10 protein-coding genes are annotated in these 13,264 nt (G+C 33.5%); all 10 read right to left on the bottom strand.

Annotated features, from left to right (window positions below; genetic code table 11):
• Positions 1 to 49: 49 nt before the first annotated feature.
• The gene (gene truB / locus IDG60_RS13695; RefSeq protein ID WP_000282298.1) at positions 50 to 967 is read right to left on the bottom strand and encodes a tRNA pseudouridine(55) synthase TruB; all 918 of its coding nucleotides are present in this window, start codon (positions 965 to 967) and stop codon (positions 50 to 52) included.
• A 168-nt stretch (positions 968 to 1,135) separates the two neighbouring features.
• Positions 1,136 to 1,486: a 30S ribosome-binding factor RbfA gene (gene rbfA, locus IDG60_RS13690; RefSeq protein WP_000097322.1), complete on the bottom strand. Its 351-nt coding sequence runs from the start codon at positions 1,484 to 1,486 to the stop codon at positions 1,136 to 1,138.
• Between the two features lie 385 nt (positions 1,487 to 1,871).
• Positions 1,872 to 3,989: a translation initiation factor IF-2 gene (gene infB, locus IDG60_RS13685; RefSeq protein WP_000043635.1), complete on the bottom strand. Its 2,118-nt coding sequence runs from the start codon at positions 3,987 to 3,989 to the stop codon at positions 1,872 to 1,874.
• A 4-nt stretch (positions 3,990 to 3,993) separates the two neighbouring features.
• Entirely contained in the window at positions 3,994 to 4,311 is a 318-nt protein-coding gene (locus IDG60_RS13680) for a YlxQ family RNA-binding protein (protein WP_000020853.1), read from the bottom strand.
• Positions 4,308 to 4,592, bottom strand: coding sequence for an RNase P modulator RnpM (gene rnpM / locus IDG60_RS13675; RefSeq protein WP_000727423.1), 285 nt, complete (start codon positions 4,590 to 4,592; stop codon positions 4,308 to 4,310). Before rnpM ends, IDG60_RS13680 begins: the two co-directional genes overlap by 4 nt.
• Positions 4,593 to 4,612: 20 nt before the next feature.
• Positions 4,613 to 5,788: a transcription termination factor NusA gene (gene nusA / locus IDG60_RS13670; protein WP_000097471.1), complete on the bottom strand. Its 1,176-nt coding sequence runs from the start codon at positions 5,786 to 5,788 to the stop codon at positions 4,613 to 4,615.
• A gap of 20 nt (positions 5,789 to 5,808) precedes the next feature.
• Complete coding sequence (gene rimP, locus IDG60_RS13665; RefSeq protein WP_000036631.1) at positions 5,809 to 6,276, bottom strand: ribosome maturation factor RimP; 468 nt, start codon at positions 6,274 to 6,276, stop codon at positions 5,809 to 5,811.
• Positions 6,277 to 6,565: 289 nt separating this feature from the next.
• Positions 6,566 to 10,876 (bottom strand): PolC-type DNA polymerase III, encoded by a 4,311-nt coding sequence (locus IDG60_RS13660; RefSeq protein ID WP_001801936.1) that lies wholly within the window; start codon positions 10,874 to 10,876, stop codon positions 6,566 to 6,568.
• Positions 10,877 to 11,139: 263 nt separating this feature from the next.
• Positions 11,140 to 12,843, bottom strand: coding sequence for a proline--tRNA ligase (locus IDG60_RS13655; RefSeq protein ID WP_000814094.1), 1,704 nt, complete (start codon positions 12,841 to 12,843; stop codon positions 11,140 to 11,142).
• A gap of 19 nt (positions 12,844 to 12,862) precedes the next feature.
• Positions 12,863 to 13,264 (bottom strand): site-2 protease family protein (locus tag IDG60_RS13650; protein WP_206160799.1); only part of this gene is annotated, 402 nt, incomplete at its 5' end.

The following is a 13,264-nucleotide window of genomic DNA, read 5'->3' as shown; positions in this document are numbered from 1 at the left end:
GATTGTATAGGATGTGTCACTTCTATGACTTTCATAAATTCTATCTCCTTTAATTAAAGACTTTTTTAGGTTTAATTTCTGATTCTTTTGTAGGGTGTACCATATAAATTGCTAATACTTTTTCTGAATCATCATCAATAAATACAATTTGGTCTTTAATTTTGTTATCAAATTCATTTTTATTAAATTTCTGCCCATTTAAAATACGTTTTTTTATGTGCGAATCTTTAATTTTAATGCTTGGCAAACCCTTTAATCCATATTCTAAAGGAAACAATTTATTTTGCAATGAATCCTGCTCATGAAGTTCTTTTATTTGTTCTAATGTAAGGCTATCTTTCAACACAAATCCACCAGACTCGATTCGTGTTAATTTCGACATATGTGCCGGAAAGCCTAATTTCACACCAATATCAGTTGCTAGCGTTCTAATATATGTACCTTTACCACAGATGACGCGTATTTTAAAATGACACTCATTTTCTTTAAAATCTAATTCAGATATACGCCCAATGTCTTTAATATTAACTTTACGCTTTGGTCTTTCAACTGTTTCATTATTACGCGCATATTCATATAATTTTTTGCCATTCACCTTGACTGATGAATACATTGGCGGAATTTGTTCAATAACACCTTTAAAATTTTCTAACAATCGGTCAATATCGTCCTTATTAAAATCTGCTGAGTGTACACCTTTTGTTTCCAATGTATCACCCGTTTGATCTTCAGTCGTTGTACTTCTTCCTATCGATACAGTTGCTTCATAAGCTTTGCCCATATCCATAACATAATCACTAACTCTCGTTGCATTACCTATACATACCGGTAACACGCCTGCAACTTCGGGATCAAGCGTACCCGTGTGACCTATTTTTTTAGTTTTTAATATTTTACGCAATTTGAATACAACGTCATGACTTGTTAAACCGCGCTCTTTATATACTGGTAATATCCCATTATACATATAGTCACCTTCTTTTTTAAAATATATTTTAATAGCGTATCAACTGAATTTATTCATAAAAAAACTGGAAAATGTTAACTATTTCTACACATCTATGTATTAACTGTTTAATGTTAATATACCGATATTAAGAAATTATCAAACATTTTCCAGATACCTAACACTAAATTATCTATCTTGTTTGTGTAAATCTTGAATCATTCGTTCAATTTTATTGCCATATTCGATTGATTGATCATATTCATACATTAATTCCGGCATAATACGTAATCGCATTCTAGAACCTAATTCAGACTTAATGAAGCCTTTTGCTTTATCAAGTGCTTTAAATGTATTTTCTACTTCTTTATCGTTACCTAATACAGTTAAAAATACTTTAGCCTGCGATAAATCATTTGTTAAAACAACATCTGTAATTGTAATAAAACCAACTCGAGGATCTTTGACTTTATTGTTGATGATATCCATTAATTCCTTCTTCATTTGTTCACCAACACGCTCTGCTCTCATACTGCTCATTCTTGTCACCTCTTTATCTTTAAGTTCAATTGTTATTTGCATTTTTTAGTGTAACAATGCTTAAACAATTATTTTAGCTCACACGTTATTTTAATAAATTAAGCCTATAAAATCAAATAAAGTTTGCCGTAAGATAGGCATTTCAACAGAAAATTTTCCAATAATAGTCGACATTATATTTTGTCATTAAAAATCATTCTAGGCCACCACAAAATTTTATACAAAATCATGTCCATATAACGTAACTTTTAATAGGTAATCTATTCTAATAAAAAACCAAAAGCTAGTATCAAATATGCTCCCTATAAAGTAGACACTTAAAAAGTGCAATATTTATAGGGAGCATATCAATCTTAACTATACTTTTAGCTTGTAATTTATTTAATTAACGCTTAATTTCAACCATTTCAAATGCTTCGATAACATCGCCTTCTTTAAGGTCATTGTAGTTTTCAATTGTAATACCACATTCATAACCTTTTGCAACTTCCTTAGCATCATCTTTGAAACGTTTAAGTGTATCTAATTCGCCTTCATATTGAACAATACCATCACGAATAATACGTACACCAGCATTTCGCGTAATTTTACCTTCAGTAACATAACATCCAGCAATAGTACCAACTTTAGAAACTTTGAATGTTTGACGAACTTCAGCTTGTCCGATAACTTGTTCTTCAAATTCTGGATCAAGTAAACCTTTCATCGCTGATTCAATTTCTTCGATAACATTATAAATAACTCTGTGTAAACGCATATCAACATTTTCAGCTTCTGCAGCACGTTTTGCACCACTGTCTGGACGAACATTGAAACCAATGATAATACCATTTGAGGCATTAGCAAGTGTCACGTCTGACTCATTAATTGCACCAACCGCTGTATGAATGATACGAACATTTACGCCTTCAACATCAATTTTCATTAATGATGCAGCTAAAGCTTCAACAGAACCTTGAACATCACCTTTAATAATAACGTTTAAATCTTTCATTTCACCTTGTTTCATTTGTTCAAACAGGTTATCTAATGAAACATTTTTACTTTCTTGACGTTGTTGTACAATGCTAGCTTCGTGTCTTGATTCACCAATACGACGAGCTTGTTTTTCATCACTAAATACAACAAAGCGATCCCCAGCTTGTGGCACATCATTAATACCTGTAATTTCAACAGGCGTTGATGGACCAGCCGTTTTGATTCTTTGACCTAAGTCATTAACCATTGCACGGATACGGCCGTAAGTATTACCAACTACAATCGCATCACCAACATTTAATGTACCGTTTTGTACTAATAATGATGCAGAAGGACCACGTGATTTATCTAATTCAGCTTCGATAACTGTACCAACAGCACGGTTTTTAGGATTTGCTTTAAGTTCTTGAACTTCTGCAACTAATCCTATCATTTCTAATAAATCGTCGATACCATCACCACTTAATGCAGAAAGTGGAACGAAAATTGTTTCGCCGCCCCAATCTTCAGGAATTAAACCATATTCAGTTAATTCTTGCATAACTCGATCAGGATTTGAAGTTGGTTTATCAATTTTATTTACTGCAACAATAATTGGTACTTCTGCTTCTTTAGCATGGTTAATTGCTTCAATTGTTTGTGGCATAACACCATCGTCAGCTGCTACTACTAAAATTGTAATATCTGTTACTTGTGCACCACGCGCACGCATCGTTGTAAATGCAGCATGTCCCGGTGTATCTAAGAAAGTGATTTTTTTGCCATCGTTTTCAATTTGATATGCACCAATATGTTGAGTGATTCCGCCTGCTTCACCTGCTGTAACTTTTGTATGACGAATTGAATCTAATAAAGTCGTTTTACCATGGTCAACATGTCCCATAATTGTTACAACTGCTGGTCTCTCAATTGCTTCTGGATCATCTTTTTCGTCTTCGAAGTAGATTGATAAATCTTCTTCATTAATCACAACTTCTTCTTCAACCTCAACGCCATAATCATCGGCAATTAATTCGATTGTTTCTTGATTTAATGATTGATTGATATTAGCAACAATACCAAGTAAGAATAATTTTTTGATAATTTCTGATGATTCAACATTTAATTTATCCGCAAATTCGCCTACTGTAATACCTTCTTGATATGTCACTTTTGATGGTATTTCTTTTGGAGCAGCTGGTTGATTTTGTGGTTTATTATTCTTGTTATTTTTCTTATTATTTCTATTATTCTTTTTATTGCCTTTGTTGCCTTTATTATTTTGTTGTTGATTCTTTTTGTTATCTTTTTGTTGCCCTTTATTTTGGTTTTGATTGTTTGATTTTTGGTGATTATTTTGAGTGCTTTGTTTATTGTCGTTCTTTTGTTCTTTTTTGAACTTTTTATCTAATGCTTTAATTTGGTCATCTTCCAAAGCTTGCATATGATTTGAAACCTCTATATTCATGCTTTTTAACTCATCTATAATCTCTTTACTCTTTAGATTTAATTCTTTCGCATATTCGTAAATTCTTTGTTTACTCATATAATCACTCCTTATGATATTCATCTATCATTGATAGCAACTTTTTAGCAAAGCCTGGGTCAGTAATCCCTACATTAACACGCTCACCTTTTCCAAGTGCTATTCCCAATTCATTTCGATTTCCAAACTTTCTGAATGGAACTTTGTAACTCTTACATTTATCTGTAATTAATTTAGCTGTATTATCAGACGCATCATTTGCAACAATAACGAGCTTCAAATTTCCTTTTTTAATCTCATTAACAATGACTGATTCACCTGTTTTTACTTTACCAGCTCTCATTGCTAATCCTAAAAAGTTTAATATTTGATCTATACTCATTTTGGAATCTCTTCTCTATAAATTAATCTAATAATTTCTTTGTAAACAGGATCCAATTGCTCTTTAGATGCTTTAAAATATTTTTCTAAAATTTCTTTTTGTTGTGCTTTTTCAACCATAGCAACATCTTTAGAAACATATGCGCCACGGCCTTGTTTCTTTCCAGTAACATCCGCAAAGATTTCGCCTTCTTTATTAACAACAACACGAATCATATCTTTTTTGGGATGCATTTCATTTGAAAGAATACATTTTCGCATCGGAATTTTTTTCTTTTTCATAGATACTTCACTCCAACCTATTATTCAGATTCTTTCTCTACATTTGTTTCAACTGAAACATCATTTACCTCTTCGGTTGATTCTGTTGTGTCAGCATCTTCTAAAGCAATATCTTCTTCAGTTACTTTTTCAGCTTCAACTACTGGATAGATACCCGCTTCACGCGCATCTGTTTCTGATTTAATATCAATTTTCCAGCCGGTTAATTTAGCAGCTAGACGTGCGTTTTGTCCTCTTTTACCAATCGCTAATGACAATTGATAATCAGGAACAACAACTACTGTAGATTGATTTGTTTCATCAACAATAACTTCTAAAACTTGAGAAGGGCTTAAAGCATTTTTTACAAATACTTTTGGATCTTCATTCCATTGAACGATGTCGATTTTTTCGCCACCTAGCTCTTCAACAACAGCTTCAACACGTGCGCCTTTAGCACCAACACATGCACCAACAGCATCTATATCATTGTTTTCAGAGAAGACACTAATTTTAGAGCGATCGCCAGCTTCACGTGCTACTGATTTAACAATTACAGTACCATCGTAAATTTCTGGAACTTCTTGTTCAAATAAACGTTTTAATAAACCTGGATGGCTACGAGAAACATAGATTTGAGGACCTTTTGTCGTTTGTTCCACTTTGTTAACATATACTTTGATACGTTCGTTAGGAATATATTTTTCGTTAGGACTTCTTTCTGCTTCAGATAAAACAGCTTCGATACGACCTAAATTCACATATACATAACGATGGTCAACACGGTCAATAATTCCAGTAAGTATGTCTTCTTCTTTGTCTATAAATTCTTCAAATAAAATTTCACGTTCAGCATCACGAAGACGTTGCATTACTGCTTGTTTCGCTGCTTGAGCACCTACACGACCAAAATCATTAGGTGTTACATCTTCTTCGTATATATCACCAATTTCATATGCAGGGTTTTTAACAAGCGCTGTACTTAAATCCACTTCATCTCTGTCGTCAAATACTTCTTCAACAACATCTTTACGAGCGATAACTTTGAAAGTACCTTGATCCATATTTAATTCCACACGGACATTTCTTGCACTATCATAATTCTTTTTGTATGCAGTAATTAAAGCTGCTTCAATAGCATCAATTAATACTGCTCTAGGAATCTTCTTTTCTTTTTCTAAATACTCAGTAGCTAATAATAATTCATTACTTGACACGTTTTTTCCTCCTCATCACGTTAAATCATAACTGCGTGACGTGCTTTTGCTATTTTGTCTCTCGGTATCTCTATATCTTTCGTTCTTGCTTTGATTTTAACTTGTACTACAATTGTTTCATTATTGACTTCTTGTAAAATGCCTAACCATTCCTTTTCACCTTCAATTGGTACATATAAAGAAACAAATACAGGTTTAGTTATTGCATTTTGGAAATCTTGTTCTTTTTTAATTGGACGTTCTGCACCAGGTGACGCTACGTCTAAATAATACATTTCAGGAATAGGATCATTTGCATCCATAGCTTCACTTATTTTTTCAGAAGCTAGCGTACAATCATTTAAATCTACGCCACCTTCTTTATCAATAGAGATTCTAAGAAAATGATCTCTACCCTCTTTGACATATTCAACGTCTACAAGTTCAAAATTCAAGTCTTCCATAATTGGTTTAACAATCACTTCTACTTGTTCTGTAATTTTACTCATACAGGCCTCCCTTTTTGGCAAATAGAAAAGAGCGGGAATCTCCCACTCTTCTGCCTGAGTTCACTAATTTTTAAGCAACTTAATTATAGCATAAGTTTATGCTTGAAACAAATGACTTCACTATTAATCAGAGATTCTTGTAAAAGTTTGTTCATTTATTTCACCATTACATTCGAATAGACTCGTAAGACGTTGAAAAGAAATACAGGCATAATTTTATGTCCAGCAACAATTTTGTATTTCTTTAACTACGCCATACGCATTAAATAAATACCTTGATTATTTCATTTTACATATCAAATATCGAAAGTTGAGCTTTATCTGGTAAATTCGGTAATGAGCCTAACTCATCTAAATACTCAATAATTTTCTGAGATAATCCAGCTTTTTTGTTTAAATCTTCTTTTGATAAAAATGGGCCATCGTCACGAGCTTCAACAATTCGTTTCGCAACGTTTTCGCCAAGCCCAGGCACTGATATGAACGGCGGAATAAGTGTATCGCCTTCAATGATAAATTCGAACGCCTGACTCTTTTCTAAACTAATCGGTTGCATTCGATAACCTCGATGCGCCATTTCATTCATAATTTCCAAGACTGTTAATACGTCTTTTTCTTTTTTACCTAGATCCATATAGCGAGAATACATGTCTTTTACAGTATTTCGAATGCTTGTTTTATCTTTAATCATCGTGATTAAATCAAAATCTGACGCACGAATTGTAAAGTAAGATGCATAGTAATAAAGTGGATGATGTACTTTGAAATATGCGATACGTACTGCCATTAAAACGTATGCTGCTGCATGGGCTTTAGGGAACATGTACTTAATTTTAAGACATGAATCTAAATACCAATCCGGCACTTCATTTTCTTTCATCGTTTCAATCATTTCTTCAGTTAAACCTTTACCTTTACGTACTGACTCCATTATTTTAAAAGCCATTGATGGTTCTAAACCAGCATACATTAAATAAACCATGATATCATCACGACAACCAATTACACTTGATAAATCACATATACCGGTTTTAATTAATTCTTGAGCATTGCCTAACCACACATCTGTACCATGAGATAATCCTGAGATTTGAACTAATTCAGAAAATGTTGTTGGCTTTGTATCTTCTAACATTTGACGCACGAACCCTGTACCGAATTCTGGAACCCCAAACGTACCTGTTTTACATAAAATTTCATCTTCAGTAACACCTAAACTTTCAGGTGTACTAAATATTTGCATGACTTCTTTGTCATCTACAGGTATCGTTTTTGGATCAATGCCCGATAAATCTTGAAGCATACGAATCATTGTTGGATCATCGTGTCCAAGTATATCAAGTTTTAATACATTATCATGAATAGAATGGAAATCAAAATGTGTCGTCATCCATGCTGAATTTTGATCATCGGCAGGATATTGTATCGGCGTAAAATCATAAATATCCATGTAATCAGGTACTACAATAATACCTCCTGGATGCTGTCCAGTTGTACGTTTAACACCTGTACATCCTTTAACGAGTCGATCTATTTCAGCGCCTCTTTTGTGGATGCCTTGATCATTCAAATAACCTTTAACATAACCAAAAGCAGTCTTTTCAGCAACGGTACCAATTGTACCTGCACGGAATACTTTATCCTCACCAAATAATACTTTTGTGTAGTTATGGGCATTCGGTTGATATTCACCACTAAAGTTTAAGTCGATATCAGGAACTTTATCTCCCTTAAATCCTAAAAATGTTTCAAACGGAATATCTTGTCCTTCTTTAATAAGTGGCGCTCCACAAGTTTCACACGTCTTATCAGGTAAATCGAATCCTGATCCTACTGAACCATCATTGAAAAATTCACTCGTTTTACAGTTCGGACAAATATAGTGTGGCGGTAACGGGTTTACTTCAGTAATCTCAGTCATTGTCGCTACAAAACTAGAACCTACTGAACCACGGGAACCAACTAAGTATCCATCATCTAATGATTTTTTAACTAAACGTTGCGAAATTAAGTAAATTACCGCAAATCCATTACCGATAATACTTTTTAATTCTTTTTCTAATCGATCAATTACGATTTGAGGCAGGTCTTCACCATACAGTTTACGCGCATTTGTATAACTTAGTTCTCTAATTTCTTCGTTAGCACCTTCCATACGCGGTGTGTATAATTCATCTTTAATAGGAACAACACGTTCAATTCGATCTGCTAATTCGTTTGTATTTTTCACAACAATTTCATGCGCTTTTTCTTCACCTAAAAAATGAAACTCGTTTAACATTTCATCTGTAGTTCTAAAATGTGCTTCCGGTAAAGTTGAGCGATTAAGTGGATTGCCGGGTTGTGATGCTATTAAAATTTTACGTGCGATACCATCATGTTCAAACAAATAGTGTGCATTTCCTGTCGCAATAACAGGTATACCCGCTGTGTCACCTGCATGTATTAAACGTTGATAAATTTCATGTAATGTTTCAGTATCTCTAATAAGCTCTCTATCAATTAAATCTTGATAAAGTGCCGGTGGTTGAATTTCAATAAAATCATAATATTTGGCAATTTTTTCAACTTGGCTCTGGTCCTTCTGCATAACTGCCGTAAATAATTCACCTTCATCACACGCTGTACCTACCAATAATCCCTCACGATATTCATCTAACAATGAACGTGGAATTCGAGGTGTACGGTAGAAATACTTCACCAATGATGCACTTACAATTTTAAATAGATTTTTAAGACCTTGTTGGTTTTGTACAATTAATGTGACATGGCTAGGTCTTGCACGTTTATATGCATCTTCATTACTGAGTTTTTTGTTGATTTCGTTATGATTTAATACACCTAATTCTTTCATTTGTTGAACCATTTTTATGAAAATGTAAGCTGTTGCTTCTGTATCATAAATGGCACGGTGATGTTGCGTTAATTCTACGCCATATTTTTTAGCTAAGAAATTCAAACCATGTTTACCATATTCAGTATTAATCGTACGAGATAATTCTAAAGTATCGATAACACCATTCGTTGATGGTCCAAACCCAAGACGTTCATATCCCGTATCGATAAAGCCCATATCAAACGAAGCATTATGCGCTACGAATATCGCATCGCCAACCCATTCTTTAAACTCTGTAAGTACTTCTTCAATCTCAGGGGCATCTACTAACATATCATCAGTAATATGCGTCAAATTGATAATCGTTTCCGATAATCGTTCATGCGGATTACTAAACCTTTCAAACTTATCGATGATTTCACCGTTATGAACTTTCACAGCTGCAAGCTCGATGATTTTATCATACTGATTTGATAAACCAGTTGTCTCAACGTCGAACACAACATAAGTAGCATCTTTTAATACGACATCTTGTGGTTTGTATGCAATCGGAACACCATCATCAACTAACATACCTTCCATACCGTATATCATTTTAATGCCATGTTTTTCCGCTGCTGCGTGAGCATCTGGAAATGCTTGCACAACATTATGGTCTGTAACCGCAATGGCTGGATGTCCCCAGTCTGCTGCCTGTTTAACATACGCACCAATATTGGGTATACCATCCATTTGGCTCATTGCAGTATGCAAGTGGAATTCTACACGCTTTTCTTCAGCCTTATCTTTTTTTGTCGCTTTTTTAATCTCTTCAATATCAGACATCATCATAACTAAATCTCTAATAAATGTATCTTCTTCAATACGACCTTGAGCCCTAACCCATTTACCTACACTTAGCGCTTTAAAATGTTCTAAATCATCTTTGTTTTTACGAGTAAACATTTTTAAAACTAATGAGTCCGTATAGTCAGTCACTTTAATTTCTACGATATGACGACCACTTTTAAGTTCTTTTAAGTTTATATCAAAAATGACACCCTCTATTGCAACTTTAAACTCTTCCTCAATAATAGATTCAATTGGTTTAATATTTTCAATTTGAATCGGCTTACCAATTTGACACTTATCGACAGCACTTTCGTTGTTATCTTGTTGTTTCGCTTTTTCAGCTTTCATTTTTTCAAGTTTCTCTGTTGCCAATCGTGCACTTTGTTCGTCTTCTTCTTGAATATGTGCTTCTAAAGAAGCTAAGTTTTGTTCTTGATCATTATCATTTGTTTCGAATATGATTTTATCGATATCAAAACCACAATTTCTAAACGCTTTGATAAGACTTCCATTACATGCCTTATCAAAATGATTACGTTCAATGTCATTTGATACCATTACTTTTAATACTTTTCCAGACATAATAAGCTTTTTCTGTTTCAATTGACCTTTAACTTTTGGAGATAAAGCTGTTTGGTCAATACAGTGCCCAAAGTATTTAATTGCATGTTCATCTTGATTCGTGCCATTTGTTACCGTAAAACGACATGTAACGTTGGCGATATCTTTAAACTCTTGCTCTATTGCATTTATAAATAATAAATAATCTTCATGAGCTAAGAATTGTGGTAATGTAATATGAAATTCCCATGTTCTGTTTTTGTTAGAAACATCTATACGTGTCAGTTCACCTGAATTTAAAATTTCAGCATCTAATTGATTTGAAATTTTAATTTGATCAGCAAGCACTTTAAATTTTTGTTGCTCTGTCATTGCCAAGACAATTACCACCTTAAATAGAAATTACTTTTACGTGTTCGAACAATATTTAGATTATGTGAGCATAGTAATGATAGAAAATTAAATGCTTTATATTTGGCTAATCATAATATTGTTAAAACAAATTTATCTTTAATTATACTATGTCTTCAGTCATTTTTCATCGAATAATCATTATATCAAAAATAATAAGAGCAGGACATAAGCATCAGATTTCTTTCAGCTTTTTCCTACTCTTATAATTCATTCGATCTTAATTATTTTAAGTTATCATATTTATTTGTAATGACAGTCATTAAGTCATCAATGTGAACTTCTTCGCTATCACCTGTTAAACGTTCTTTAACTTCTACAATACCTTCCGATGCACGTTTACCAACAACAATTCGCAGTGGTAAACCAATTAAATCGGCATCATTAAATTTGACACCTGCACGTTCCTGACGATCATCGTACAACACATCAAATTTAGTATTAAATTCAGCATATAGTGCATCTGCTAGCTCTCGTTGATCATCTTTCTTAGGATTAATAGAAATTAAATGTAAATCAAATGGAGTAACTGATTTAGGCCAAACAATTCCATTATCATCGTGATTTTGTTCAACAATCGCACTTAGCGTTCTAGAAATTCCAATACCGTAACAGCCCATAATTAAAGGTTGAGCTTTTCCTTGGTTATCTAAGAATGTAGCATTCATTGATTCTGAATACTTAGTACCCAATTTGAATACTTGACCAACTTCAATACCTTCAGCAAAATGTGCAACGCCTGAACCATCACTTAACTTTTCGCCTTCTAAAATAAAACGGAAATCGCCATATTCATCAACGTTGAAGTCTCTACCTACATTTACATTAATTAAGTGATAGCCATCTTCGTTAGCACCGACAACTAAATTATTTAAATCTTGCACAAAATTATCTGCATAAATTTTGATTTCTTTATCAATAACAGGACCTAGTGAACCCGGATTTGCACCAACTAAATTAACAATTTCGTCTTGTGTTGCTAATTCAATATTATCTGTGCCGAAATAAGATTTTAATTTAATGTCATTAATTTCATGATGGCCACGCACTAAAACCATAATATATTCGCCATCAACTTTGAAAATCATCGTTTTAACGATTTCATCTACTGGTCTACCTAAGAAGTCTGCCAATTCTTGTGCAGTCTTAACATTTGGTGTTTCAATTTTTTCTAAAGGTTGCACAGTAGAATGCTTATGATTTGGTTCGTAAACGACTTCTGCTTTTTCGATATTAGCAGCATAGTCACTTTCTTTACTGTAAACGATTGTATCCTCACCGATAGCACTTAATGCCATAAATTCATGTGTATGGCTACCGCCTATAGCACCTGAATCTGCTACAACTGGTCTAGCATTAATGCCAACTCTCTCAAAAATACGGCTATACGCTTGATACATATCTTGATACGTTTGATCTAATGATGCCTCGTCAGCATGGAATGAATACGCATCTTTCATAATAAATTCACGCCCACGAAGTAAACCAAAACGTGGTCTCTTTTCATCACGGAATTTAGATTGAATTTGGAATAATGTCATCGGTAATTGTTTGTATGATTTCAATTCATTTCTTACTATTGATGTAACTAATTCTTCATGTGTTGGACCTAATGCAAATTGTCTTCCATGTCTATCTTGTAAACGCATTAATTCTGGGCCATATGCACCCCAACGTCCTGATTCTTCCCATAATTCAGCTTGTTGTAACGCTGGCATTAAAATTTCAACAGAATCGATACGTTCCATTTCTTGTCGCACAATTGCAGTAATATTATTTAACACACGTGTTGCTAGCGGTAAATAACTATAAATCCCACTTGTACTTTGTTTTATCAAACCCGATTTCAATAATAAACGATGACTTTGTGCTTCTGCTTCTGATGGCACATCACGCATCGTTGGTATAAAAACTTTGGATTGCTTCATAATTATTTATCCTCCTAAATTATAAGAAATATCGTCGAATATCATTCCACGTTACTAATATCATAATAACGACCATGAAAATGGCACCAATAGCAATAATCGTTGTTTCCGCTTTTTTATTAACTGGTTTTCTGAAAATCGCTTCATATATAACAAATAAAATACGACCACCGTCTAGTGCAGGAATAGGAATTAAATTCATAATACCTAAGTTTACACTTAATAACGCAGTGTAACCAATTAAGCTAATGATACCCGCTTTAACAACTGAGTCGACGTTATGATAAATACCAACCGGACCATTTAACATATCAAATGAGAATCCGCCCGTAAATATACTAGCCAACATACCGACTACAGCTGTAAAAATTAGTGTACTACCTTTCAAAAAGCTTTCAAATCCATATACAATTGGTTTGAA

The sequence above is a fragment of the Staphylococcus sp. EG-SA-2 genome (assembly GCF_017152085.1).
This window is presented reverse-complemented; position numbering and strand designations above follow the sequence as displayed.